The sequence below is a fragment of the Phaeobacter sp. JH204B genome (assembly GCF_048055755.1).
Lineage (GTDB): Bacteria > Pseudomonadota > Alphaproteobacteria > Rhodobacterales > Rhodobacteraceae > Phaeobacter > Phaeobacter bryozoorum.
Genome location: NZ_JAYMXF010000012.1, coordinates 49998 through 74214, shown reverse-complemented (window position 1 = coordinate 74214; position 24217 = coordinate 49998). Strand labels below are relative to the sequence as shown.

Below are 24217 nucleotides of genomic sequence, written 5' to 3'. Positions count from 1 at the left end.
TGCTCGTTTCCCATGATGCTCGCTTGGAGCGTAGTCGGTAAGCCTTTCAGAACCGGTTCTTCAACGATTGCGTCACGCTGAACTGCGGAAAGTTTGGTCTTCGCCGCGTGCTGTTCAGCAAGTCATAATATTGCCCCCATGCAAACTCGCACTTGATCTCGGCGGGCCGGTCATAGGTGTAGGTTTCGAGGTAATCGTCGATTATTCCTGTGACCCGATAGCGAGATCTTGCGGCGGGCTCGACATAGAGCCGAATGGCATAACGTATGTTGTTCAGGAATTCCGCTATCGTGCTCGCATGGTAGGCGAACAAGTGAGTGTGAAACCAATCCCAGCAATCCGGTAACGCCGCATAGGCTTGGCTCTCATTAATCGTAACGCCGTGCTCCCCGAGGATTCTTATCAGTTTGGCAGCTTGTCCGCCGAGACGCAGGAAATTGTGCTTCCCGATGTCTCCACCCATGCGAATGAAGTCGATGCGCTTAATAGTTAAATTGACCTCCACCTCGATGCTCGACAACCGTACTCCCGGAACAAAGGCGGAGCATTCAAGCCATTCAATAAAATGATGAACCTGTATAGAAAGGTTTTTTGTATCGCTCCCTAACAACGGGTTCTCGCAAATGCGCGCAAGATAAAAGAGTGTAGTATGATCGGTAGCCTTGCCGCCTTGGGGCGGCTTTGGCAGGCCGAAAGGCATCGGTCTTTGCCCCCTCCCAGTGACCGGCGAAAGGAAATCGCGCAGCAGGATTGCGAACTGTCGTAGGGTGTCCGACGTCTGAGGCAGGAGATTTGTGTTTTCTCTCACCTCGCCCGGCGAACAAAATATGGCGTGGTTCACCATATCGTCCACCATGCCCATTGCGGCATTTAGAACTATGGCCTCCTGCTCAAGCGTCGTGAATGTCATCTAGCCCCCCACTGGGCTGACATTATCCCAATCGAGGAGACCATCAATAGATATGATCGCGTCTAAATCGGATAGGCAGCCAAGTAGCGGCTAAGTGCTCTAAGTCGACTTGCGGCGGTGCTGAAAAACGGTCGCAGCGACGTCGCAAACTGAAGGTGTTGTCGTGGAGAGCAGGTTGCAATACTAGTGACCCAGAAAAGGGTTGAGTAAAATCCCTCCAAACGACCTGGAGTAGAAAATGTCTGATTTCGTAGCATCTGTTCAGTACAACGATTTTAAAGGGTCTGTTGCAGCAGACCGGTCTGACACCGAGAGTATGAAGGAGTACCTGGTAGAACACGGTCATGCGATGGATGACGAGCGGGTCATCGGTTACAGAATTTCCTTCAGTGGAAACCATGGTAATGAATATGAGCCAAGTGTTCTCATCTATCTACAAAAAGGTAGTTTCGGTGATCCTGCCAGCAATATTCGAGCTGTAGACATTGAGATGTCTGGCCCAAAGTTCTTTTCGTTTTTCAAACGATTCTGTCTAGTACTGATGCAAGATGGGCTTGATTTGTCTAACGTCACCGTGGATGGCCCTCATTACGAAGAGTAAAAGAATACAGTCCCGCAATTTTTCAGGAAGCACGGGGTGCCATTAAAAGGAGTGGGCTTTAGTTGATGAAAATCATAGACTTATGGAATGTGAACACCTTCGATGCTGAATTGCTTGCGGTTCTTGAAAGCAACACTGAGACTCTCTGCAACTATTTTCTCCGTGAACAGGAAATATTCAATACTTACCATCGGGCATCAATTTTCGACCGCCCACCTGTTCGTCCTGAAAATGTGTTTGCGAGGTCTTTCTTTGGTGTTGAGGGGCTCATATCTAATCTCATGAAGTCGCGGTCCATCAGGGCTTTCCATAATACGCGGCTAACGGATGACGAAGTCGAAACTCTACTCAGCGAAGGTATACATCTCTCAACACCTGAAAGTTTGCGTGCCCGCCTCGCTAAGCTTGCCAGCGCAGGTAGTTTGATAGAAGACGAAGTCGAAATTTTGCAAGACGCGAGCCCCTTTCAGACCCAGCAGGATATAAGAGAGGGAATGTTCTGGATGACCTCTCACCCACTAACCATCTGCGATGGCGGCCTAGAAGAGCTTTTGGGTATCTGGGGAGGAGAGGCGGCTTCATTCCATTTGCGGGATGACAAACTAAAAGCAAAGCTTTCTAAGATCGGTCGCCCGCGAGTACTTGAGGTTGCGGTTCCCATGTCAGTTAGCGGACACGTTCACAGTTCGGCTCAAGCGGCAATAGCAACATTCACAGCTAAATTCGGTTACCCTAGTGACCGAAAAGAATTTGATCTATACGTCACTTCACCTTTGCCCAGCAGTGCCATTCTACGAATAAATAGCGCTGGGGAGGAGAGCTTTCAACAGATGGGGCGATCTTACCCAGAGGGCTTTGAAGGCAACATCTAAGCGGAAACAGAACGTTAAAGGCATATGACGGCCAACCGACTTTGCACTTTTGACTTACTGCGCTCCACTGATCTTGGAGCGGGACGCAGTATCCGCTAGGTCCACCATGCCTTTACGAAAGTCCGCTTACGATAAGTCTGGCCGGATCTCTCGCGCATGCAGCAAACCTTGCGCTTCGCCCCGCATGAATGTCGGCTTCGGGCTGGACAGCGACTTACCCGACCGGCAACCATCCGCACCTCCCACACCCCACCAAAAAAGGGGCCGCCAGCGCTGCCGCTCTCCATCGTCATTTTTCCAAAAATACTCACAAATGCACCGATGGCGGCACGCGCACCGCCCGCCATGCCCAGACCTGCAAAGCGGCGCGGCCTACTGCGGCTTGTCGCCGCCCAGCACCTGGTTCATGCTGACCGACGGCTGGTCGCAGCCGGCCTCACCGACAATCTTGGCCGGCACGCCCGCAACGGTCTTGCAGGGCGGCACCTCGGCCAGCACCACCGATCCTGCCGCGATACGGCTGCAATGGCCCACCTTGATATTGCCCAGCACCTTGGCGCCAGCGCCGATCAGCACGCCATTGCCGATCTTCGGGTGCCGGTCTTCCTCTTCCTTGCCGGTGCCGCCCAGGGTCACCGAATGCAGCATGGAGACATTGTCGCCCACCACCGCCGTCTCGCCGATGACGATGGAATGCGCGTGGTCGATCATGATGCCCCGGCCAATTCTGGCCGCCGGATGGATATCAACGCCAAAGATCTCGGAAATCCGCATCTGGAAGAAATAGGACAGATCGTAATCGCCCTGCTGCCACAGCCAATGCGCCACCCGATAGGCCTGGACCGCCTGATACCCCTTGAAATAGAGGATCGGCTGCAACAGCCGGTGGCAGGCGGGATCGCGTTCATAGACCGCCATCAGATCGGCGCGCCCGGCGGCAATCAGATCCGGGTTTTCGTCATAGGCCCGGTCGACGATCTCGCGCAGGATCACCATCGACATCTCATTGGAGCAGAGCTTCGCCGCGATGCGATAGGACAGCGCCTTCTCAAGCGAGGTATGATGCAGGATGCAGGCATGGATCAGCCCGCCCATCAGCGGCTGGCGGCGCACGGCGTCCTGCGCCTCGGTGGTGATCTGATCCCAGACGGGATCGACGGAACTGACGGCCTGGCGCGTCTCAAGCATGGCTCTGCCTCCTGTGTTGCAACCAGAGTACCTCCCCCAGCGCAAAAAGGCCAACCGCAAATCCGTGATGAGAGCCATCGGATCTGCTGATCTTTTGCCCCGGCTGCGCAGTCATGCACCGACAGCCCGTTGTTTTTATTGGTGATCACCCGTCGCACCAGCTCCCGTGCCCCGATGCACAGGGGCTGTGCAGGCCCGATATTGACGGTGCCACAGGCTGTCAAATGGCCGCCCGGCACAGACGCTGCCAGCGTCGTTGAGGCGCCGCAACAGCCTCATCACAAGGCATCCGGCAGCCGCTAGCCCGGGTTATGCCTGATATGACGCGCCAGCTCAGCCAGCACCAGCCGGGTACAGGCCAGATAGTCCGGCGCGTCATAAAACGGCTCATCCGCCAGCGGGAATTTCCGCGCCGCAGCACTCAGGGAGCCATCGCCCCAGCGCGGGCAAAGCCGCCGGTGGCGGCGCAGATGGCGCACCGCCTGCGCCGCCCCGGCAAAGATCCGCTGGCACAGCGCGCGCCGCTGCGCCGGGGCCACCGCCAGCAGGGCGCGGGCGGTGCTGGTGATATCACCGGGCAGGATAGGCCGTCGCATCCCCGCCCCGCCTCAGACCAGCCGCAGGGCGGTCACCGCACCAGCCCCGTAGCGGGCCGAGACCTGCGCCACCTCGATACGATCTCCCGGCACCACCGCATCCGCTGTCTGGGCCGCCAGCGGATAGCTCCAGCCGGGAGCGTCCAGCAATTCTTCGCGCAGAATCTCGCCGCCGCGCAGGATCCGCAGGCGGTAGCGCTCCAGATCCTCGCCCAGCGGGATCTCCGCCAGATCCCAGCGGTCGCCGTCGATGCGGCTGCGGCGGATCCAGTCCAGCCCGACCGCGCCGCTGCCCAACACGCCTTTCTGGCGCAGATGTACCGGCGCATAGGGGCGCAGCCCTTCACCGGCAAAGGCCGCCTCCAGATGCACATAGCTCGGATCATCATAGGGGCGCCGGGCGGTGCCGATACGGTAGTGACGGCTGAGGCCACGCTGATTGGCAGCCAGTGTGATCTGCTGCGGCGTCCCGTCCAGTGCCACCACATAAGAGCCCTTCGGCCAGGCCACCGGCATCCGCGCATCGCTGCCCTGCTGCCCACGCAGCCGGTCGCGCAGCAGATAGCGCCCCGGCGCGATCAGCTCGGCCTCGCCAAATTGCATCAGCTCCCAATTGCCGGGGCTGCCATCGCCGATGGCCACCAGATTGGCGCCATTCAGCACCGCCAGCCGGTCCCGGCTCTGCAATTGGCCAGAGATCATATCAACTTCCAGATCGTCGCCCCGCTCCCAGCGACCTGGCGCGCCCGCAGGCAGCACCGTATTGGTGATGGCAATGGTTGAAGCCGCGGCCAGCACTTCCTCCAGTGCATAATCCGCATCACTCTGTGCGCCGTATAGGGCAACGCTCCCCGGCCAGGGCTGCGCCGTCACTGCCAGATGCGGCGCATGGGGCACCTCATCGCCGCCAATCAGCGGCAGGTCCATGAACAGCGGCAGCACCGGCACCGGTGCCGCAAAGGCGGTGACACCGGGCAGTTCCTCCGGCACTGGTGCCGGGTGGTAGTTCTCCGGCTCGATCCGCACCGCCTCGATCAGCTGCGCCGCGCCCTGCTCGACCCGGTCGATCCGGTAACGGGCCTGCGCACCGCTGCCGACCTCCGCACCCGTCTCTGAGCCGACCTCCGGGCCTGCCTCTGCCCCGGCAAGCGGCAGGCGGATCACATCGCCCGCGCCCAGCGCCATGGCGGAGGGCGGCAGCTCCAGCCGCAGGGTATCGCGGGCCATGCGGGCCTCGCTCAGCCAGCGCTCGACCACCTGCCGCCCCTCGGCGCGGGTCAGCGCCATCGGCAGCTCATTGTCGCTGACCGCATGGGTCGCCTCATCGGGCAGCACCGCCTCCTCGCCGCGCAGATCATGGCGCCCGCCCCATTCGACAAAGCGCAGCCGCATCCGTCCGGCCAGCTCGGCCTCCGGCGCGCGGGTCTGTTCCAGCACCCCGTCCAGCTCCTGCCCCTCAACCAGTTGCGCCAGATCCAGCGCTGCATCCTGTCGCCCATTGCGCAGGCGGAACCGCAGCAGACCATCGCGTTCGATGGCATCCACCCCGTGGCGCAGCAACAGCGGTTGCAGCGCGGCGCGGGCCTCACCGACATCGCTGATCGCATAGCCGCGCACCAGCGCAGGCAGGTCACTGACATCAATCGCCGCAACACCCGAGGCGGCACAGATCTCCTCCAGCACCGAGGCCAGCGTGCGCTGCCCCACCCGTCCGTTCAACCAATGGCCACGCAGGTAATTCTCGCCGTCGCTCCAGACCTCCACCGCATTGGGAAACACCGGAAAGGGGCGCGCGTCCCAGGCCCAGACATAGGCGTTCGACATATCCAGCATCGGGCCACCATAGACCTCGGAGACGGGGTTTTTCCCCTCCTCCTGCCAATAGCCCAGCAACGCGCGCAGATAGGCCAGCTGCATCATGTCATCGCGCTGCCCGTTGGAAAATTTCGGCAGTTTGGATTCCGAGCTTTTGGGATCCAGAAACTTGTTCGGCTGATTGGTGCCCTTGTCGATGGCGGCACAGCCCAGTTCGGTGAACCAGATCGGTTTGCTCTGCGGCTCCCATGCGGTGGGCAGCGCGGCACGTTGCCCGTTGATCCGGTCATGATGCGGTTTGGACCACCAGCTGCGCAGATCCTTGTAGCGCCAGATCCACGGCTCATCATAGGCGCCATCGGTGATCGGCGTACGGATCTGGGCCGCCTCGGCCTCGGGCGAGTGGTAATACCAGTCATAGCCCTCGCCGCCCTCGATATTGGCGCGCAGATACTCAAGATCATGGATGCCCGGCGCCCCGGCCCGGGCGTCCAGATGATCCTCCCCCTCGCGCCAGTCGGACAGCGGCATGTAATTGTCGATGCCGATGAAATCGATCTGCTCATCCGCCCAGAGCGGATCGAGGTGGAAATAGCGATCCTCCTCCGGGCTCTGGTAGCCCCAATACTCCGACCAGTCGGCGGCATAGCCGATCTTGGTATCCGGCCCGAGGATCTGGCGCACCTCCTGCGTCAGCGCCCGCAGCTCTGCCACCGCAGGAAAGCCTGCCTCATCGCGGATCTGGGTCAGCCCGCGCATCTCCGAGCTGATGCAGAACGCCTCAACCCCGCCCGCCGCCGCACAAAGCGCGGCATTATGCAGGATGAACCGCCGCAGCCCCCAATCCTCCAACGGGCCGCTATAGGTGACGCTCCCGTCAGCCAAGATGAAATCCGCCGCCGTTGCCGTGCCAAAGAACTGCTGCACCTCAGCCCGCGCCATAGCCGTGCCATCGGGGCTGCCGGGCTGGCCCGGTGCCAGCGACAGGGTGATCCGCCCGCGCCAGGGCAGATGCGCCTGACCCGGCTCACCGCTCCAGGGATCGGGCAGATCATTGCCCGCCATCTGATCCATCAGGATAAACGGATAGAACATCACCCGCTTGCCCTGCGCCTGCATTGCGCGAATGGCCTCGATCACCGAGGCATCGGTGGGGGTGCCGCCGTAGATGGGTCTGTCATCCTGCCGCGCGATCAGCTCGGCCTCCGTCCGGGTCAGCCCGGCCACCGACCAGGGCATATTCGCCCCCTCGATATGCTGGCGCTCCACCTTCGGTTTGACGCTACACACTCCGCAGCGCAGATCATTGCCAAACCACGACACAATCAGCGAGGCCGCGCCACAGGCAGGCAGCTCCTCGCCAAGGGTCGTCAGCGAGGTGACCAGATCGGTCTCACCCGAGGGGCTGTGCGAATTGGCGGGTTTGGCCTGTCCCGGCCCGTGGTCGTAATGCACCGGCGTGCTGGCCAGTGCGTATTCCCCGGTCCCCGGCATCAGGGCAACCCCCTGCACCAGCTGCGGCAGATCCAGATCATAGGTGCTGGAGGCCGGTTGCTCGGCACGCAGCACCTCGAACGAGAATTGCGGCACCCGGTTGCCAAAACGCTCCAGCGCCAGGTTCTCCATCACCACATAGGCGGTGCCACGATAGGCGGGCACCTCGCCTGTGCCCTCCACCGCCTCGATCACCGGATCGGGCAGCTGGTCCATGGTGCCGCGATAGACGGTCATGTTCAGATCCTTGGGCGCGACCTCTTCGCCATCAGCCCAGACCCGCCCGATAGAGGCCACCTCTCCGGCGCAGACCGCCACCGCCAGCGAGACATCATAGCTGTAGCTGGTGACCTTGGGCTGGCGCCGACCGCCGCCCTTGCCGCCGCCACTAGTGGTGGAGGTCTCGCGGAACTGAGACGCCCAGATCACCTGCCCGCCCACCCGCATCCGGCCATAGACCTGCGCAATCGGCTGGCCATCGCTGGCATGGGTCAGGCGAAAGCGTTCCACCCGGCCGGTCTCCACCGGCTCACTGCCCGCGCCCAGCAGGCGGCTGTCGATGGCGCGTCCGACGGTGGCGCCAAGAGCGCGGCCAATCGCTACCGAGGAGAGACCCGCCACAGCCCCCCCAACCGAGCCACCAAGGGCCGCCCCCGCCGCAGAAAGAAGAATGGTCGCCATCACGTCACCTCATCAGCATCAACATCAGGAAAGGAAAACCGCGCCACGATCCGCCGTTGCCACGGCTGGCTCAGCGCGCTCTCGACCACACCGTGGCCGCAATAGGCATGGATGAACCGCGGGACCGGTTCGATCTCGGATTGCAGCGCGATATGTTTGGCCACCGCCCCCCGGCGCATCCGAAACAGGATCACGTCACCGGCGCGCGCCTCAGGCAGCGGTCGGGGGCTGAGATGGCGCAGCGCCGCCTGCCACAACGCCTCCTCGCCCTGGGGTTCGGACCAGTCCATCGTATAGCCCGGCACCGCCTCCGGCTCCTGGCCGTAGACCTCACGCCAGACCCCCCGGATCAGGCCGAGACAATCGCAGCCAGCACCGCGCCGGGCGGCCTGATGCACATAGGGCGTGCCCAACCAGCACCGCGCCGCCGCAACCAGCTCGGCGCGCGATATCCCTCTCGCGCCGCTCATCTGCGGCTGCCGCCGGTGTTATTGCCGCTCTGGCGCGGCACGCTCATCACCCAGTCTTCGCCGGGGATATCGGGAAAGCCCTGAAAATTGACGCCATTGTTGAACTTCAGCCGGCAGGTCTTCAGCCGCTTGTCGCAGCCCGCTGCCAGATGCAGCAGATCGCCGGGTCGGATCTGCGCCCGCAGCGGTTCCCAGAGGGTCAGCTGGCGGTGCTCTGCGTTCGGATCCGGCGCGGTGGCGTCCTGTCCCAGCCGCCCGACCTGCTGGCGGTCCTGCTTGATCCAGCCCCACAGCCCCTCAGCCGCACCGCTCATCACCGTGAGACGGCCAGAGGTGAACCAGTTCGGCTCAAACCCCGGCAGGGCGGCAAATCCGAAATACTGCCCCTCGCGGATCTCTTCGGCGGCCAGCTCCAGTGTGTAACCCGGTGTCGTCATGTCAAAGCGGCAGGCGCCATCCCCCAGCACCGCCGTGCAGGGTTTCTGGTAGATCCGCCCCATCGGCTGGTTGAGCGCCTCCGTCAGGCCGCGCAGCTCCGCCTCAAAGGCACCACCAGCACGGCGGATCTGGCCAAAGCTGCCGCGAAACTGCAACCAGCGCACCGAGACATCGGCCCAGTTCACCAGCCAGCAGCGCACCTCGGCGCCGTCAAAGCGCCCGGCCTCGATCTCGTCCTCGCGGATGGCGGCATCACTCAGCGCACCCAGCGCCTCGGTATTGTCGACCGCCAGCCCGGTGGCTTGTTGCAGGCTGCGCGCGGTCAGCCCGGTGCCTGCGCGAAACAGCAGACCGGCCTCGCCCTCGGCAGCACTTTCGAACCGCAGGTCGCGGTCATGGTCGGTAAAACCGAACCGCACGCCATCGCTGCGGGTCACCAGCCAGCAACGACACAGCGTGGTCAGACCGCTGGCCACATGGGATTGAAACGCCTCGCTTACCCCCGCCATCAGACCCGGACCTCCACCACTGGGACATTGGGCACGTCGCCCGCCTGAAAGGACGCCACGCTGGTCTGAATGCGATCGGTGTCAAAGCGCACCGGCACATCGAACTCAAACCCCGCCTTCACCGACAGTCCCGCCTCTGGCGGATGCGCCAGCGTGATGGTGCCAAGGGTGCTGTCGAGCGTGTAGTCTACCGTCTCCTGCAAAGCGTCCTGCTCAATCCCGATGCGCACGCTGCCCGCTACCGGTTTCGTTATCGGACGCTGATAGGCAAAGCTGCCGGAACGATAGGTCTTGCTCAGCTGGAACACCTGCTGCACCCCGTCGCCGATACCGATCACCTGATCCCCAAACGCCACCTCCTGCGTGGCGCGGGCGGATTTGTAGTCGGACCAATCCTTCCAGCGGAAACCGTACATCTGGCCCTGCCGCGCCTCGAAAAAGGCAATCAGCGCCTCGATATCCTCAAGCCCCCTGAGGCCCAGCCCCGCATCATAGCGGCGACGCGAATGCGCCCAGGGGGTGTTGCGTTCCTCATGCCCGTTGGCAAGCGTCACCACATCGGTGCGCCGCTCCGGTCCGCCGATTGAGCCGAAGCTCAGCGATGCGGGAAATCTGACCTCGTGAAAATTCATCTGCTGTCCTCCGGCTCAGCGGTTGCGATTGCCACGCGACAGCGCGCGGCTCAGCTGGGCGGCGATCTGGCCCTGACTGCGTTGGAACCCCTGCACATCGGGGGTCTGGATATTCATCACCACCGAGGTGGCCCGCCCGCCCTGGCTGCGCACACCAAGCGCACCATCGGCGCCACGGGTCAGCGGCAGGATCGCCTCTGGGCCTGCCTCGCCCATCAGCCCGGTGCCGCCGCGCATGGGAAAGCTCACCGGGCCACTGACGATCCCCCCCTTGGCAAAGGGCATCACCCGGCCTTGCGAAAACGCCGCCCCATCGGCAAAGGGGAGAATGCCGCTCATCAGCTTGCCCACCCCATCCGACAGCAGCCCGCCAATATGGGAAGTGACCGGTTTCATGGCCGCCGAATAGGTGGTCTGGATCATCGACTGCGCCATGGTATCCAGCGCATCCGAGAGCTTCATGCCGTCAAAGACAACACCGTCAAAGGCGCGGCGCAGCCCCTTCGACATACCGCGTTCCAGGGTCTCGGCATCCTTGCCGGTGGCGGCAAAGGCGGCGCGCACCCGGCGCAGTTCGGCATCGAATGTGGCCGCCATGCCCGCCGCATCGCCAAGGCTGTCGCTCAGCGCCTCGCCCTGCTGTTCCAGCTGGTTCAATCCTGTGTAACTCATCGCTTACGGCTCCTGTTTCTGGGGATCTCGGCGCGGCGGGATCGGGAAATGCGCGCATCAGCTGGTCCAGCCCGGCCCGTCCCAGCGGCGCGACGCCGCTGTCCTGCCCCAGCATCAGCCGCAGCTCCGCCGGGGTGAGGCGCCAGAACTGATCCGGCGTGAGCCGCAGCCCCGCCAGCCCCGCCCGCATCAGCGCCGGCCAGTCAAGGCCGGTGCTCTGTCTGTCTGTGGAGTGCTGCCGGGGCGTCATGGGGCCACCGGTCCGGGCGGCGGCGCGCCCGCCTCTCCCGGCAGCGCAAAACTGCGCGCCAGGAGCTGTGCGGCGACCCGTGCGGCCTGCATCGGACCACCGTCGATATCGGCAACGGCCAGATCCGCCTCGCTGAGCCGGTGGCCGCCGCCCTGCACCCCCGCCGCCAGCAGCGCCAGCACATCCGCCGCCGAGAACCCGCCGCTTTCGAACCGGGTCACCAGATCAACAAGCGATCCCGTCCCAAGCCGCGTTTCCAGCGCCGCCAGCGCCCCGAGGGTGAGCTTTAACGCCAGCACCTCGCCGTTTACCGCCAGCAGCACCTCGCCGGCATAGGGATTGGCCGCACAGGCGTTAACTGCCGGGGCTGGCTGTTCCGAGGGGGTCATGGTCACCCCCCTCAGACGGCGGTGAAGACCAGCGCGCCGGCGCTGGCGAGCGCAAGCTCATAGGTGGCCTCGCCATTGTGGCTGCCGGCATATTCCAGGGCGGTGACCTGAAACGGGCCTTCGACGATGCCAAAATCGGGGATGATCACCTGAAACGCGGGGGTCAGCCCCTCAAAGAACAGCTGCCGCGCCCGCTCATCCGTCCCGGCATCGCGAAAGATACCGGAGCCGGAGATATTGGCCGAGCGCACCCCCGCGCCGGACAGCAGCTCGCGCCAGCCGCCCTGGCTTTCCAGACTGGTGACATCGACGCTTTCGGCGTTGAAGCTGATGCGCGTGGCGCGCAGCCCCGCAATGGTTTCGAACTGACCGTCGCCGGTCATGTCGATCTTGACCAATAGATCCTTGCCGTTTTGAACACTCATAGCGGTGATCTCCTGTTGCTGAGTGATGGGACGTCGCGCCAATTCAGATCAGCCTTGCCGCGCAACGCATTGTAATTAATGTTGGATTTTCACCAAACCGACCGGGTGTCAGCTGTCCTCCAGCCGCGCGGTGAAGCGCAGGCGGATCTCGCGGCCGCCGGAGGGTTTGCGGCTGGCGCTGGCGCGGTCGAACCACAGCCCCACCAGTCGCCCGCGCGTCAGGCTGAGCGAGGCGCTGGCGAGGCTGTCGCAGATGCTGGCGGCAATGGCCTTCGCACCGGCAAAGCCCGCAATATCGGTATGGACGGTGATCTCCACCCGGTGGCGCGCGCCGGCACCACTGCGGTCGGAGCGGTCCTGCACCTCCTCGGGGCCAAGGGTCACATAGGTCTGCGGCAGGCTGCCTGCTGGCAGCGCGTCATAGATGGCGCCGCTCAGCGCGGTGGTCAGCGCCGGGTCATTGGTCAGGTGCTGAAACAGCGCCTCCTGCAGCGGCAGGGCCAGGGCATAGGTCATGCGGTGGTCTCCTCGGTGGCAAAACAGGTCAGGTAGCGGCCGTCAGGGTCGCCTTCGGCCACCGCATCAATGCGAAAGATCCGGGCACCATCGCGCAGCCGCTGATCCGGCCGGGGCCGCGCCGGGCTACCGGTGGGATGGGCGCGCAGGGTGATGCGGTAGCGTTGCAGTGACAGGCTGGTGCCGGAGTGATCGGTGCTGCGGCCACTGAGGGCACGCATCTCGCACCAATGGTGGCCAAGCAGCTGCCATGCCTCAAGAAACCCGCCAGCCCCATCCGAGGTGCGGCGCGGATCCTCCAGCGCCAGACAGCGGTTGAGACGTGGTGTGGAGCGGGCAGCGGGGCGGGATGTGGTGCGGCGGCTCATGCGCCTGCCCCCGGCCCAAAGCTGCGGCCAAACCCGATCCCATGCCCGCCGCCGACGCCCAGGCTCACCCGTAGCGCACGATAGCGTTCGATCAGGCTGGTGACGCCAAAGGGCATACAGCCGCCCTGCAACCTCGTGTCATCGCGAAACTCATAGTAATGCGCCGCCAGCATCAGCACCGCCTGCGCCAGATCGCCGGGCAATGCCGACCAGCTGTTGGCCATGCCCGCCCGCATCAGGATCCGCGCCGCACCACCGCTGGCAATTGTGGGCAGCACCCCGCCAACCGGACGCAGCCGGGGCTGCTGGCTGTCGGGTTCCAGCCGGTAACGACCGGGTGGCAGCACGGTCTCGACCCCGGCGGCATCGCTCAGCGTGACCGAGTGGATCTGCTGCACCGGTGCAAGCGGCAGCGCCTGTAGCTGGGGATCCCGCCAGGCGGCGAGCGTCAGCAGGAAATCCCGCGCCAGAAGCACCCGGCCGGTGCGTGCCTCGATCGCCGCGATGGCAGCGCGCAGGAAGCTGATCAGCACGGCCTGCTGCACCCCCGCCTCGTCAAAGCCGGTGCCCAGACGCAGATGCGCCTTGAACGCCTCTTGCGGCAGAACCGCCTCTGGCACCGGTGTCACTTCATTCAACATCATCTCTTCACTCCAACGGCTGTTCGTTCGGGGGCTGCTCGGGCTGGCTGTTGCCGGATGGGTCGGGGCGGATGCGCGCCGGGCTGCTGCCGCTGGACGGAAGGGGAGCAGCTGGACGACAGCGGCCTTAAGGCGCGCATCCGCAGACGGAACCGGGCTGCCGGGTCCGCCATCGGTCCAAGCGTCAGCTCAGGCCGAATTTCAGCAGTTTGATGGCGGCAAAATCGCTGACATCGCCGCCGACACGTTTGGTGGCATAGAACAGCACATGCGGCTTGGCGCTGAAGGGATCGCGCAGCACCCGCAGGTCGGGGCGTTCGGCGATGGTGTAGCCGGCCGCAAAATCGCCAAAGGCCACGGCATAGCCGTTCACACCGGCGTCAGGCATGTCCTCGGCAATGACCACCGGATAGCCCATCAGCCGCGCCGGTTCCGCCGCTGCCAGCCCGTCGGACCACAGGAAGCGGCCATCGGCATCCTTCAGCTTGCGCAGGAGGCCTGCGGTTTTGGAGTTCATCACAAAGCTGGCGTTGGCCCGGTACTGCGCGCCAAGCGCATAGACCAGATCAATGATTGCATCGCCATCGCCGATATCGCCCTCCACGCCGGTGGTGACATAGCCAAGGTTGCCCCAGCTCCAGCTGTCATTGGCCACCACCGGGTGGTAGAGGATGCCGGTCGGTTTGTCGTTGCCATCGCCATTGATGAAGGAAGCCGCCTCGGCGCGGGAAAACTTGCCGGCGATCCGGCCAGCCAGCCAGCCCTCGATGTCAAAGGCGCTGTCGTCCAGCAGCCGCTGCGAGGCCTTGGGCAAGGCGCTCAGCTCATGCAGCGGGATGGTGATGCGGTCGATCACCGGGGTTGCGGTTTCGGTTACCGCCGCCGTCTCATTCGCCCAGCCGTGACCGACATCGCCATGGTCGATCAGCACATCGTAGGAGGTTGCCTCCACCGTCACCACCGAGGCGACGGCGCGGATCGAAGCGGTGCTGTTCAACACGGATTTGACCGTATCGGAGGTCTGCGGATCCACCAGGTAGCCGCCATCGCCATTGACAGTGGTGGCCATCGCCTTGGCATCAAGATCAAGGCCACGCAGCGCGGCGTCATCGCCGGACCGCAGATAGGCATCAAAGGCTTTCTGATGAGGCGCGCCGCCTGCATCGGCAGCGGCCAGAGGGGGACGATTGGCAAAGTGGGATTTGCGATCCAGCATGGTCATACGCTCTTCTGTCTGTTTCAGTTTCAGGGCAATGTCGTCTTTGAACCCGTTGAAATCATGCACGAAGTCGGCAACGGCTTGTTTGACCTCCTGCGGGGCCGCATGGGAGTGGGCCGTTGGTTCCGGGTGGGATTGGGGATGGCTCATCTGTCTGTCCTTTTGGGTCGATTGAGGAAGGCAAAGCGGGGCGCGACCGCAGCGGCGGCCGGGGCCTGCATTCAGCCGAGCGGCGTCAGGCTGGCACCGCTGCGCAGCAGGTCGATCACCTCCCGCCAGATCTGCGGGGTATCGTCCGGGGCGATGGCGCCGTGCTCTGCGGTCTGCGATTTGGCGGCGGCCCCGGCTGGGCTGACGCGGGCTGTGGACAACATCGGGAAGGTCACCAGCGAGACCTCCCAGAGGTCCAGCTCACACAGGGAGCGCCCGCCGCCTTTGCGCGCCACGGCGCGGCGGGTCCGGTAGCCGATCGACAGCCCATCCAATGCGCCGACAGCGATCAGCGCCGCAGCCTCGGCGCCCTTTTGGGTGCGGGTCAGGATACGGCCCCGGACATGCAGGCCGCGGGCATCCTCGCGGACCTCATCCCAGACGCCGATGGGCTGTGCGGGATCGTGCTGCCACAGCATCTTGACCGCGATCCCGGCCTGCGCCAGACGGTCGAGCGACGCCTGATAGGCCCCCGGCTGCACCATGTCACCGCCAGCGTCGACGCAGCCAAACAGGCTGGCATATCCGCTGATCATGACCATATCGTCGGCCTCGTCGCCAATGGTCAGATCCTCGCCGAAGCGCGCGTACTTATGCTCCAGATGCGCATGAGATGGCATCAGCTTCTCCTTTTATCTCTTTGAATTTCTGGCAATTACTGAACCACAAGAAAGGACTGGAAAGCCTGCGCCAGGATCACGGCGGCAACGCCGTAAACGGTGAGCCAGAGGCGTTTTTCCATCCGCTCCATCATCATCTCCAGCCGGTCGAGACGCCGGTTCATCGCCTCCTGCTGGATCTCGGCGATGCGCTCATGGGCGGTGAGCCGCAGACCCGGTGAGCATTCAAACGGCGGTATCGGGATTTCAGTCATCCGCCATCGCCTCCTCTTGCGGGGGCAGGCCCAGAAGGCTGCGTTTTTCGGTCACGCTGAGGAACTCCGCGGCGGCCACGCGGCGCCACTGCGCCTCGCGTTCGGAGGCCAGCGCAGGCACCTGATCAAGGTCCGGTTTCAGGGTGACCGCAGCCCCCTGATAGCGCGACAGCCAGTCCGACAGCGTGGCCGTGACACGGGTCACAAGCGGCAGCACGGTGAGCCGGAAAAAGGCGCGGTTGGCCTCCTGATAATTGGCATATGTGGCATCGCCCGGCAGGCCCAGCAGCATTGGCGGCACCCCAAGCGCGAGAGCAATTTCGCGCGCGGCGGCGTCCTTGGTCTGGTGAAATTCCATATCCGATGGAGAGAACCCCATTGGTTTCCAATCCAACCCGCCTTCCAGCACCATTGGACGGCCGGCATTGCGCGCGCCCTGAAAATTCATTTCGATTTCTTCACTTAGACGGCGAAACTGATCCTCAGCCATCAGCCCCTGACCATCGCCTCCGGTCCAGACCAGAGCGCCGGAGGGGCGGGCTGCATTGTCCAGAAGCGCCTTGGACCAGCGCGAGGCCGAGGTATGCACATCCACCGCCATGGCTGCGGCCTGCATCGGCGACAAACCGTAGTGATCGTCCTGCGGATGAAAGCTGCGCAGATGGCAGATCGGGGCGCAGGGCATGGTCACATCAAAGCGGTGTTTGCGACCCGACACGCTGTAGTCATAGGCCACCGGCCAGCCATCGCTGCCGGGCACCACGGTCATGCGGTCAGGGCGCAGCACATGCAGCTCGACCGGCAATACGTCGCGACCGTCGGGATCACAGACCGCCTCGATATAGGCGTTGCCGGACAGCAGCAGGTGGCCAAACAGCGCTTCCAGCAGCTCAGCGCGACCTTGGGCGGCATTGGGCCGGGCCAGCAGCGTCAGCAGCGGGTGGCTGTCGTAGCGCTGTGCGCCGTCCTGCAACACCAGCGGCAGGGCGGCGGCGGCCTCGGTGATCATCTTGACGGCACGGTAGCCCACGGGATTGCCGACAAAGCCGCTGCGGGTCAGTGAACTGCTGTCGCGCGGGCTCCAGCCGGTGCTGCCAGTGCCACCTTGCCAGGCCACCACACGGGCGGCGGCGCTTGCCTTGGTTTCGACGGGCTGTTGCTTGCGCCGCAGAAGGTCAAAGACCATGGGGCCACTCCTTTGCTTGAAGGGGGCGAACCATGCCCCTGTTTGCTGCGATCCTTTATGACGGCGGGGGTTGAAGAAGATTTGAGCAAGGCGCGCGCAGGGCACGCAACACCTGCGCTAAACCTTTGACGCAACTAAAAAACGCCCGCAGGACTGCGGGCGTTTTGCGTCTGATTTGATGGCCGGTGGCCCGGCTATAACATGCGCGCGCGGGGCAGCCTGTGGCGGGTCGCCGGGGTCAGGATCAGCTCCTGCACCGCCCAGACCAGGGCATCCAGCCGGTCCGGTGAGCCCTGCCCCAGATAGCCACGCGGGGTCATCTGGCAGAGCTGATCCTCCAGCGCGCCAAGCCCCGGCAGGTGGCGCACCCGGCCCTGTTCATAAAGCGCCGCGACCGGTTCGGCCCGTGCCCCCTTGCCCCGGCTGGCGTGCAGCGCGGTAAAGGGCACCAGCGGGTCGATCTGGCGCAGCAGGCTTTCGACCAGGGCACCGCCCTGATTGACCTCCGCCACCACCCGGTCGGCGCTGTAGCGGTCGCGCGCATCAATGGCGGCCTGCGCCCAGGTCAGCGGTCCGACGCCCTGCACCGTGCAATCCGCGAGCACATAGGCGCACCAGTCCTGCGGCGGGCCTGTGAGCGTGGCACCCACCACGAGGATGCCGCAGGCGTCGGAGTGTTTGCCGGCGCTCACCGCCGGGTCCACCGCCACCACCACCCGGTCCAGTGCCGGGGCCTTTGCGATCTGCGCCGCAACCAGCCCGGCATTGGTCCAGAGCGCGCCATCGACATCCTGCAACAGGATGCCGTCCAGCTCTTGTCGGCCTAGCCGTGACCCGGCATAGCGGCTGCGCACCTCCGCGATGAAGGAGGCGGCGAGATTGGCACGGTTGGCCTCGGTCGCGGCATGGGTCTGCACGGTGGAGGGGCTGGCCAGAAGGTCGCGCAGCACGCCGGTATTGCGCGGTGTGGTGGTGACGCAGACGCGCGGATCCTGCCCCAGCCGGAGCGCAAATTGCAGCATGTCCCAGCTGTCCTGCCCGCGTTTCCATTTGGCCAGCTCATCAGCCCAGGCGGCATCGAACTGCGGGCCACGCAGCGCCTCAGGGTCATGGGCCGAAAACGCCTGGGCGGTGGCGCCATTGGGCCAGATCAGCCGCCGTTCGGTGGCTTTCCACGTCGGGCGGCGGTCGCGGGGTGTGCAGGCGAGGATGCCGCTGTCGCCCTGGACCATGACGTCGCGCACCTGATCGTAGGTTTCCCCGAGGAGGGCGATGCGGCGGGCGCGACCAGCGGACAGCGGTGTTGCCCCTTCGGCCAGCGTACGCACCCATTCGGCGCCGGCGCGGGTCTTGCCTGCCCCGCGTCCGCCGAGGATGACCCAGCTGCGCCAGTCGCCCGGCGGCGGCAGCTGGTGCGGCAGCGCCCAGAGATCAAAGACATAGGGCATCGCACAGAGGTCATGGTCGCTGAGCCGGTCCAGAAACATCTTCTGCGTCGAAACTGGCGCGCAGGCGAGCCAGCCGCTCTTCGATTTCACTGCGGGCGGCGTCGATGTCGAGCCCGGCTGCGGCCTGATGCTGTTCACTTTGTTCGACAAGGGTTTTCTCCACTTTCTGGCTGTCACGGATCAGGCTTTCCAATTTGGCGATACGCGGCGCGCTGCCGGCGTCGTCTGCATCGCAGGCAAGCCGTTCGAGCATCTGCTCGGCCTCCTGCCGGAGCCGTTCGATGGAATTATGGAGGGAGAAAAGAAGATCGGCGGTCTTTGCCAGCCGATTTTCCGGGGTATAGGTGCTCATGGTTGGGGCCTCATAGTCATGGGACCTCCGTTCGGAAAATCGCAAGGCCGCCCCACAAGCGCGATCCATGATCGGGCGTCCTGCGGGCGGATCTGCCAATTTCCCAGCTGCCTGTGAACCCTGCCACAAACCAGCGCAAAAGTCAAAGTTGACAACCTGAAGTATCGGACGCAAGCTGCCGGATTTGTTAAGTAAATTTCAGATTAACCTACCATAAGGTTAACGGTGCCGCACAAAAAAGAGGACGCCGAAGCGTCCCCTTTCAGATCTGATCCATGATTGGATTGCGCCTAGTTGCTGTTGCCCTGCGCTTCAATCTCGCGCCATTTGGCGACATTGCGATTGTGCTCCTCAAGCGTGACGGCAAAGGCGTGGCCACCGGTGCCATCAGCGACGAAGAACAGGTAGTCGCCCTGATCGGGGTTCACCGCCGCCTCAAGGCTGGCCATGCCGGGGTTGGCGATTGGCGTCGGCGGCAGCCCTTCGATCACATAGGTGTTCCAGGGGGTTGCCCGGCGCAGTTCGCTCTGGCGCAGGCCACGACCGAGGACACCCTCGCCCCGAGTAACACCATAGATCACCGTCGGGTCCGTTTGCAGCCGCATCCCGCGGTTCAGCCGGTTGGTGAAGACCGAGGCGACCTGCCCACGCTCCTCTGCCACGCCGGTCTCTTTTTCGATGATCGACGCGAGGATCAGCATCTCTTCGGGGCTGGTAACCGCTGCGCGGTCCGAGCGGCCCTCCCAGGCGGCGTTGATGCGCAGCTCCTGGCGCTCCTGCATCTCGGCCAGGATCTCGGCGCGGTCATCACCGGGGGAGACCTCATAGCTGTCGGGTGCCAGCATCCCCTCCGCCGGGCGCGTGCCCGGATCGCCGTCGAGGATATCCATGGCTTTCAGCGATTCGACCACCTGCCAGCTGGTCACGCCTTCGGCCAGCGCGATGCGGTAACGGGTGTCGGCATCGGCTTTCTTCTCTTCGTAGACAGCGGGCACCTCATCGACGCCGGGCACAAATTCCGCACGCTCGACAAAGCGGTTGGTGGCCGGGTCCAGCTCGCGCACCTCGGCCAGCACGCGGGTCACGCCCACGCGGTAGACGATTTCGGTGCCACAGCTGCTGGCGCCGCCGCGGGTGATCTGATCGACGATCTCGGCCATCGAGGCCCCTGCGGGCACCAGATAGCTGCCGGCCTTCAGCGCATCGGTTTTCTCGGCGTAGCGCACACCAACCCGGAACAGCGGGCCGGAGTTGATCGCGCCCTGGCTCTCCAGATCACGGCTGACCCGAGACATCGTGCTGCCGGACGGCACCCGCAGGCAGATCGCGCTGTCCAGCGGACCTTCGGAGGTATACTGCGACTGCCCCCAGAGGATGACGCCGCCCAGAAGGAACAGCATCACCACCAGGACCGTCATCATGTTTGAGGCGAGGTTGCGCCACATCACTCAGGCTTTCCGAACAGGACCGACGCATTGGTGCCGCCAAAGCCAAAGGAATTGGACAGCGCCACCTTGATCTCGCGCTCGCGTTTCTGGTTCGGGGCCAGATCGACAGCGGTTTCAACGGCCGGGTTGTCCAGGTTGATGGTGGGCGGTGCCACCTGATCGCGGATCGCCAGGATCGAGAAGATCGCCTCAATCGCGCCAGCCGCACCCAGGAGGTGGCCGGTGGCGGATTTGGTCGAGGACATGGTGACCTTGCCCGCCGCATCCCCCATCATCCGCTCAACCGCGCCCAGTTCGATGGTATCGGCCATGGTCGAGGTGCCATGGGCATTGATATAGTCGATGTCCTTCGGCTCAAGCCCCGCATTGGCCAGCGCCGCGCGCATCGAGCGTTCGCCGCCTTCGCCGTCCTCGGAGGGAGCGGTGATGTGGTAGGCATCGCCGGAGAGACCATACCCCAGCACCTCGGCATAGATCTTGGCGCCACGGGCCTTGGCGTGGTCGTAATCTTCCAGCACCACGATGCCGGCGCCCTCACCCATCACGAAACCGTCGCGGTCGGCGTCATAGGGGCGCGAGGCGGCCTTTGGGTCATCGGCGCGTTTGGTGGACAGCGCCTTGCAGGCGTTGAAGCCGGCAATGCCGATTTCGCAGATCGCCGCCTCGGCGCCGCCTGCGATCATGACGTCGGCGTCGCCGGATTTGATCAGACGGGCCGCATCGCCGATGGCATGGGCACCGGTCGAACAGGCGGTCACAACAGAGTGGTTCGGCCCCTTGAAGCCAAAACGGATCGAGACCTGACCGGAGATCAGGTTGATCAGCGCGCCAGGGATAAAGAAGGGCGACACCCGGCGGGGGCCTTTTTCCTTGATCATCACGGCGGTGTCGGCGATCGAGCTGAGGCCACCGATGCCGGAGCCGATCATCACGCCGGTGCGCAGGCGGCTCTGCTCGTCCTCGGGCGTCCAGCCGGCGTCACGCACGGCCATATCAGCCGCGGCAATGCCATAGAGGATGAAATCATCAATCTTCTTCTGGTCTTTTTTGACAACCCAATCATCGGGGTTGAAGGTCCCATCGCTGCCGTCGCCACGCGGAACTTCGCAGGCGTAGGTGGTGGCGACACCGCTTTCTACCGCATCAAAATGCGTGATCGGACCCGCCCCGGACTGACCGTCCAGCAACCGCGACCAGGTCTCTTCGACGCCGCTTGCCAGCGGTGTGACCAGGCCCAGTCCGGTAACTACTACTCGACGCATTTCTTGCACTCCTCTGCCTCGGCAATTTGACTCCAAATAGCTTGGATTGGCGCAGAGGTGCAAGAGCCGGTGGTCTCCGGTTGTTTTGCGATAATTTAATGACAGCCTTAGATTGCGGTTAACTTGGATAATGTACCTTTTGGTTGTTCTTTGGTTTCGTAGTCGCGACAGTACCGATATGGCGCGCCTGCGAACCACTATGCGGCGCCCAACAGACGGGGCGCAGGATCCAAGGTCAGCGGCTGTGGGGCAAGATGTGAATGGTGCACATAGAGTTCTTGTTTGGACGCCCTGCGTCACCTGATCCTGATCTACGAAGGGTTCGGCGGATGGCACACCGCCGCCCTTCGCGCATGTGGGGGCTGGGCGTATTTGCGCTGCTGTTGCTGGTCAGCCTGCTGCTTGGCGCTGAACCGCTGGCCGCCCGCGAATGCCGTGTCTTCAACAAACTGATGACGCTGACGCTCGCCGGTGAAGATTTTCTCGACTACCTGCGCACCGGCAGCAATTCGCCCGCCGTGCAGGAGATGGAACGGTTGCTGGCAAAGACATCGAAGACCGAGCTGCATCTCGCGATGCAGAGAGAAAAGATGGACGATCTGCTGAAGGCGACCCATAACCTGATTGCCCAGCACCGCAGCCTGCTGCGGGTCCTGGCGCTGAAGGACCGGCGCCATGCGGAACGGGCCTCTGTCAAACTCTTTGCCAGTGAAACCCTGGCGGCCTATCGCCGGGAGCTGGCGCGTATGCCCTGCTCTCGTGCAGGCAGTAGCGGGCAGGATGGCGGCGGCCTTGGCGCCTTGCCCGCGCTGGGACAGATTTCCAGCACCACCGCGGCGGCCGGTTCACTGGGTCTGGTGGCGCTTGGAGCGCTGTGTTTTGTGCTGTTTGAACGGCGCATGACCACGCTGAGGCGGCGCCGCAAGCGCCATACCTGCAACCTGGACTGCACCCTTGTGCACAACAATGATAACGGGGTTGCGGCGACCCTGCTGGACATCAGTCAGGAGGGGGCGAAGATCAAATCCGCAGCGCGCCTCGGCGCCGGGGATATCATCGTGCTGGACCTGCCCGGCGATGCGCCGCAGATAAATCTTCACGGTCGGGTGCAATGGTGCAATGCCAACTATTTTGGCATGCAGTTCAAGGAGCGTCTCACACGCGATATGGTGAAGGCTCTGGCGGGTTTTCGCAGGGCGCCCAGAAAATCCAAACGGGAGTTCGGGCGCGACGGGACGCCTGCCGAGCTTGAACCACATGGCGCGGTGTCTGGCTGACGGATCGGCATGGCCGGAGCGACACTCTGCAGCGTGGTCCTTCGTCGTGATGATGTCACAAGGGGGTCGGCCTGTCTTGGGCTCGGCTGCTATCACGGGTCCCCGGTCGCGGCGAAACGGCAAAGATCGCGCGGCAAAGATCGCGCGCGCGGACGGGCGTCCGGCTGGCGTCTGGCTGGCGTCTGGCGGACCATGATCGCGGCCATGATCGCGAATATGCAGACAGATCCCACCTGCGATGCCTTGCGGAGCCGACCTCGCGAACCGGTGGCAGCCCTGTGGTAGTGGGATGGTGGCAGATGCGGACCATTGGGGCAGGACGTGCTTCGCTCCGCAATCAGTCGGCGAAGCAGACAGATCTTCCGCCGGTATAGACCATGCAGGAAGCGCGCGCCCCGGTTTGGTCAATTTCAGGCAGAGACCACATCTCCGGCCCGCTTATGTCGCGATCAGCTGTGCATCGGCGGCGTCGAGAGGTCGGTTCGACAATTCCGGTCCATTGGCAGCGGTCTCGACCGGATCCTGTATAGACAGCGCCGAACCAGCTCAGCCGCGCCGGTCATGCGCCCGGTGCTGCAAACCCACGTCGGCCTGCCCGCTCCCCAAGGCAGCCAAGACACGCAGGCTGCGCTGAAATCAAAAGGGCTGCGCAGTCCTGACGACACCGCAGCCCATCGGTCGATGCGGCAGCAGTGCCGCCCGAGACGTGCCGCCGACCTAGCGGAATTCGGCAACCGGCTCACGCGTGGGGCGGGCCGCCTCCAGCGCCTCCGCCACGGTCAGGGTCTTGCGGAACAGCGCCCGCCCGACCAGTGCGCCAGAGATCGAACCGATGTATTTCAGCCGCGCCACGTCATCGGCGGTGCGGACCACACCGCTGGCGATCACCGGCGTGCGCGCTTTCTCCGCCAGCCCTGCGATCAGCCCCAGCTGCGCCTCGACATCGGTCATATCGCTTTCGATATCGGTGATGATGATGCCCGCAAAGGGACAATCGGCAAAGGCGTCGATAAAGGCTTCGGGCGTGAACGAGCCGGCCTGACGCCAGCCGTCGGTCATCACCTGCCCCTGCCAGACATCCACCGCCAGCACGATCTGATCGGGGTGAAGACGGGTCAGCGTGCGCACCAGTTCGGGGTCGCGGGCGGCAAGCGTGCCGACCACCACACGGCCGGCGCCCTTGTCGATCCAATGCTCAATATGCTCGCGCGAGCGCATACCGCCGCCCAGCTGAACCGGGATACCGGCGGTGCGGATGATTTCCTCCACCAGCTCGGCATTGCGGTTGTCGCCTTCGATGGCATCAAAATCGGTCAGATGCATCCATTCGGCACCATCGGCGGCAAAGCCGCAGGCGGTGGCAACCGGGTCCACGTGCCAGATCATGGCGGTGTCGAGCCGCCCCTTGTCCAGCGTCACGCAGCGGCCGTCCTTCAGTTCCATCGTGGGGTAGATCATCATCGCAATGCCCTCC

The 24217-nt window shown here is 63.9% G+C and carries 25 protein-coding genes and 1 pseudogene; 3 read left to right on the top strand and 23 right to left on the bottom strand.

Annotation, left to right across the window (positions count from 1 at the left end; genetic code table 11):
• Positions 1–46 precede the first annotated feature (46 nt).
• Entirely contained in the window at positions 47–910 is an 864-nt protein-coding gene (locus VXL81_RS07685) for a hypothetical protein (RefSeq protein WP_416553642.1), read from the bottom strand.
• Positions 911–1148: 238 nt separating this feature from the next.
• On the opposite strand from VXL81_RS07685, the gene VXL81_RS07680 reads away from it, so the two are divergent.
• Positions 1149–1511: a hypothetical protein gene (locus tag VXL81_RS07680; protein WP_416553640.1), complete on the top strand. Its 363-nt coding sequence runs from the start codon at positions 1149–1151 to the stop codon at positions 1509–1511.
• A gap of 65 nt (positions 1512–1576) precedes the next feature.
• Complete coding sequence (locus VXL81_RS07675) at positions 1577–2383, top strand: hypothetical protein (protein WP_416553638.1); 807 nt, start codon at positions 1577–1579, stop codon at positions 2381–2383.
• A gap of 372 nt (positions 2384–2755) precedes the next feature.
• On the opposite strand, the gene cysE is transcribed toward VXL81_RS07675, so the two are convergent.
• The 21 genes and pseudogenes from cysE to fabF all read right to left on the bottom strand — a co-directional run bounded on the left by cysE (position 2756) and on the right by fabF (position 21466).
• On the bottom strand, positions 2756–3571 hold the full coding sequence (cysE, locus tag VXL81_RS07670; protein ID WP_340545780.1) for a serine O-acetyltransferase: 816 nt from the start codon (positions 3569–3571) through the stop codon (positions 2756–2758).
• Between the two features lie 299 nt (positions 3572–3870).
• Entirely contained in the window at positions 3871–4167 is a 297-nt protein-coding gene (locus VXL81_RS07665; protein WP_340545781.1) for a hypothetical protein, read from the bottom strand.
• 12 nt (positions 4168–4179) lie between these two features.
• Positions 4180–8157, bottom strand: a complete 3978-nt coding sequence (locus tag VXL81_RS07660) for a baseplate multidomain protein megatron (RefSeq protein WP_416553636.1) — start codon at positions 8155–8157, stop codon at positions 4180–4182.
• Positions 8157–8627, bottom strand: a complete 471-nt coding sequence (locus tag VXL81_RS07655) for an NlpC/P60 family protein (RefSeq protein ID WP_416553634.1) — start codon at positions 8625–8627, stop codon at positions 8157–8159. The genes VXL81_RS07660 and VXL81_RS07655 overlap by 1 nt, the downstream gene beginning before the upstream one ends.
• Positions 8624–9574 carry a DUF2163 domain-containing protein gene (locus VXL81_RS07650; protein WP_260079400.1) on the bottom strand — a complete coding sequence of 317 codons (951 nt, stop codon included), beginning with the start codon at positions 9572–9574 and terminating at the stop codon, positions 8624–8626. The genes VXL81_RS07655 and VXL81_RS07650 overlap by 4 nt, the downstream gene beginning before the upstream one ends.
• Positions 9574–10206, bottom strand: coding sequence for a DUF2460 domain-containing protein (locus VXL81_RS07645; protein ID WP_260079401.1), 633 nt, complete (start codon positions 10204–10206; stop codon positions 9574–9576). Before VXL81_RS07645 ends, VXL81_RS07650 begins: the two co-directional genes overlap by 1 nt.
• A 15-nt stretch (positions 10207–10221) precedes the next feature.
• Positions 10222–10878, bottom strand: a complete 657-nt coding sequence (locus VXL81_RS07640) for a phage tail tape measure protein (protein WP_416553632.1) — start codon at positions 10876–10878, stop codon at positions 10222–10224.
• 40 nt (positions 10879–10918) lie between these two features.
• Positions 10919–11128, bottom strand: a pseudogene (locus VXL81_RS07635) (rcc01693 family protein); the annotation flags it as partial.
• Positions 11125–11517, bottom strand: coding sequence for a gene transfer agent family protein (locus VXL81_RS07630; protein ID WP_416553630.1), 393 nt, complete (start codon positions 11515–11517; stop codon positions 11125–11127). The gene VXL81_RS07630 and the pseudogene VXL81_RS07635, both read right to left, overlap by 4 nt.
• An 11-nt stretch (positions 11518–11528) precedes the next feature.
• Positions 11529–11942, bottom strand: coding sequence for a phage major tail protein, TP901-1 family (locus VXL81_RS07625; protein ID WP_061048939.1), 414 nt, complete (start codon positions 11940–11942; stop codon positions 11529–11531).
• A 108-nt stretch (positions 11943–12050) separates the two neighbouring features.
• A complete protein-coding gene (locus VXL81_RS07620; RefSeq protein ID WP_416534155.1) occupies positions 12051–12458 on the bottom strand; it encodes a DUF3168 domain-containing protein in 408 nt (135 codons plus the stop codon).
• Complete coding sequence (locus VXL81_RS07615) at positions 12455–12826, bottom strand: head-tail adaptor protein (protein WP_340545788.1); 372 nt, start codon at positions 12824–12826, stop codon at positions 12455–12457. The genes VXL81_RS07620 and VXL81_RS07615 overlap by 4 nt, the downstream gene beginning before the upstream one ends.
• Positions 12823–13470, bottom strand: a complete 648-nt coding sequence (locus VXL81_RS07610) for a head-tail connector protein (RefSeq protein ID WP_416553628.1) — start codon at positions 13468–13470, stop codon at positions 12823–12825. The genes VXL81_RS07615 and VXL81_RS07610 overlap by 4 nt, the downstream gene beginning before the upstream one ends.
• Before the next feature lie 181 nt (positions 13471–13651).
• A complete protein-coding gene (locus VXL81_RS07605; protein ID WP_416553626.1) occupies positions 13652–14836 on the bottom strand; it encodes a phage major capsid protein in 1185 nt (394 codons plus the stop codon).
• A 71-nt stretch (positions 14837–14907) separates the two neighbouring features.
• Entirely contained in the window at positions 14908–15516 is a 609-nt protein-coding gene (locus VXL81_RS07600) for an HK97 family phage prohead protease (protein ID WP_416553624.1), read from the bottom strand.
• A 35-nt stretch (positions 15517–15551) separates the two neighbouring features.
• Positions 15552–15770: a GTA head formation protein, RCAP_rcc01685 family gene (locus VXL81_RS07595; RefSeq protein WP_014874871.1), complete on the bottom strand. Its 219-nt coding sequence runs from the start codon at positions 15768–15770 to the stop codon at positions 15552–15554.
• Positions 15763–16956 carry a phage portal protein gene (locus VXL81_RS07590; protein ID WP_416553622.1) on the bottom strand — a complete coding sequence of 398 codons (1194 nt, stop codon included), beginning with the start codon at positions 16954–16956 and terminating at the stop codon, positions 15763–15765. Before VXL81_RS07590 ends, VXL81_RS07595 begins: the two co-directional genes overlap by 8 nt.
• Positions 16957–17150: 194 nt before the next feature.
• On the bottom strand, positions 17151–18443 hold the full coding sequence (locus VXL81_RS07585; RefSeq protein WP_416553620.1) for a DNA-packaging protein: 1293 nt from the start codon (positions 18441–18443) through the stop codon (positions 17151–17153).
• Entirely contained in the window at positions 18415–18756 is a 342-nt protein-coding gene (locus tag VXL81_RS07580; protein WP_340545794.1) for a recombinase, read from the bottom strand. Before VXL81_RS07580 ends, VXL81_RS07585 begins: the two co-directional genes overlap by 29 nt.
• Positions 18757–19046: 290 nt before the next feature.
• A complete protein-coding gene (gene mltG, locus VXL81_RS07575; RefSeq protein WP_416540778.1) occupies positions 19047–20201 on the bottom strand; it encodes an endolytic transglycosylase MltG in 1155 nt (384 codons plus the stop codon).
• Complete coding sequence (gene fabF, locus VXL81_RS07570) at positions 20201–21466, bottom strand: beta-ketoacyl-ACP synthase II (RefSeq protein WP_340545795.1); 1266 nt, start codon at positions 21464–21466, stop codon at positions 20201–20203. Before fabF ends, mltG begins: the two co-directional genes overlap by 1 nt.
• A 329-nt stretch (positions 21467–21795) precedes the next feature.
• Here fabF and VXL81_RS07565 point away from each other — a divergent pair, with 329 nt between their 5' ends.
• Positions 21796–22743, top strand: a complete 948-nt coding sequence (locus tag VXL81_RS07565; RefSeq protein WP_416553618.1) for a PilZ domain-containing protein — start codon at positions 21796–21798, stop codon at positions 22741–22743.
• Between the two features lie 717 nt (positions 22744–23460).
• Here the strand turns inward: VXL81_RS07565 and VXL81_RS07560 are convergent.
• Positions 23461–24204 carry a 1-(5-phosphoribosyl)-5-[(5-phosphoribosylamino)methylideneamino] imidazole-4-carboxamide isomerase gene (locus VXL81_RS07560; RefSeq protein WP_340545797.1) on the bottom strand — a complete coding sequence of 248 codons (744 nt, stop codon included), beginning with the start codon at positions 24202–24204 and terminating at the stop codon, positions 23461–23463.
• Between the last annotated feature and the right edge of the window lie 13 nt (positions 24205–24217).

Bases quoted from the DNA above. Each gene is read 5' to 3' on its own strand.
- VXL81_RS07685 (WP_416553642.1), bottom strand. From the start codon at position 910: ATGACATTCACGACGCTTGAGCAGGAGGCCATAGTTCTAAATGCCGCA.
- VXL81_RS07680 (WP_416553640.1), top strand. From the start codon at position 1,149: ATGTCTGATTTCGTAGCATCTGTTCAGTACAACGATTTTAAAGGGTCT.
- VXL81_RS07675 (WP_416553638.1), top strand. From the start codon at position 1,577: ATGAAAATCATAGACTTATGGAATGTGAACACCTTCGATGCTGAATTG.
- cysE (WP_340545780.1), bottom strand. From the start codon at position 3,571: ATGCTTGAGACGCGCCAGGCCGTCAGTTCCGTCGATCCCGTCTGGGAT.
- VXL81_RS07665 (WP_340545781.1), bottom strand. From the start codon at position 4,167: ATGCGACGGCCTATCCTGCCCGGTGATATCACCAGCACCGCCCGCGCC.
- VXL81_RS07660 (WP_416553636.1), bottom strand. From the start codon at position 8,157: ATGGCGACCATTCTTCTTTCTGCGGCGGGGGCGGCCCTTGGTGGCTCG.
- VXL81_RS07655 (WP_416553634.1), bottom strand. From the start codon at position 8,627: ATGAGCGGCGCGAGAGGGATATCGCGCGCCGAGCTGGTTGCGGCGGCG.
- VXL81_RS07650 (WP_260079400.1), bottom strand. From the start codon at position 9,574: ATGGCGGGGGTAAGCGAGGCGTTTCAATCCCATGTGGCCAGCGGTCTG.
- VXL81_RS07645 (WP_260079401.1), bottom strand. From the start codon at position 10,206: ATGAATTTTCACGAGGTCAGATTTCCCGCATCGCTGAGCTTCGGCTCA.
- VXL81_RS07640 (WP_416553632.1), bottom strand. From the start codon at position 10,878: ATGAGTTACACAGGATTGAACCAGCTGGAACAGCAGGGCGAGGCGCTG.
- VXL81_RS07630 (WP_416553630.1), bottom strand. From the start codon at position 11,517: ATGACCCCCTCGGAACAGCCAGCCCCGGCAGTTAACGCCTGTGCGGCC.
- VXL81_RS07625 (WP_061048939.1), bottom strand. From the start codon at position 11,942: ATGAGTGTTCAAAACGGCAAGGATCTATTGGTCAAGATCGACATGACC.
- VXL81_RS07620 (WP_416534155.1), bottom strand. From the start codon at position 12,458: ATGACCTATGCCCTGGCCCTGCCGCTGCAGGAGGCGCTGTTTCAGCAC.
- VXL81_RS07615 (WP_340545788.1), bottom strand. From the start codon at position 12,826: ATGAGCCGCCGCACCACATCCCGCCCCGCTGCCCGCTCCACACCACGT.
- VXL81_RS07610 (WP_416553628.1), bottom strand. From the start codon at position 13,470: ATGATGTTGAATGAAGTGACACCGGTGCCAGAGGCGGTTCTGCCGCAA.
- VXL81_RS07605 (WP_416553626.1), bottom strand. From the start codon at position 14,836: ATGAGCCATCCCCAATCCCACCCGGAACCAACGGCCCACTCCCATGCG.
- VXL81_RS07600 (WP_416553624.1), bottom strand. From the start codon at position 15,516: ATGCCATCTCATGCGCATCTGGAGCATAAGTACGCGCGCTTCGGCGAG.
- VXL81_RS07595 (WP_014874871.1), bottom strand. From the start codon at position 15,770: ATGACTGAAATCCCGATACCGCCGTTTGAATGCTCACCGGGTCTGCGG.
- VXL81_RS07590 (WP_416553622.1), bottom strand. From the start codon at position 16,956: ATGGTCTTTGACCTTCTGCGGCGCAAGCAACAGCCCGTCGAAACCAAG.
- VXL81_RS07585 (WP_416553620.1), bottom strand. From the start codon at position 18,443: ATGTTTCTGGACCGGCTCAGCGACCATGACCTCTGTGCGATGCCCTAT.
- VXL81_RS07580 (WP_340545794.1), bottom strand. From the start codon at position 18,756: ATGAGCACCTATACCCCGGAAAATCGGCTGGCAAAGACCGCCGATCTT.
- mltG (WP_416540778.1), bottom strand. From the start codon at position 20,201: ATGTGGCGCAACCTCGCCTCAAACATGATGACGGTCCTGGTGGTGATG.
- fabF (WP_340545795.1), bottom strand. From the start codon at position 21,466: ATGCGTCGAGTAGTAGTTACCGGACTGGGCCTGGTCACACCGCTGGCA.
- VXL81_RS07565 (WP_416553618.1), top strand. From the start codon at position 21,796: ATGGCACACCGCCGCCCTTCGCGCATGTGGGGGCTGGGCGTATTTGCG.
- VXL81_RS07560 (WP_340545797.1), bottom strand. From the start codon at position 24,204: ATGATGATCTACCCCACGATGGAACTGAAGGACGGCCGCTGCGTGACG.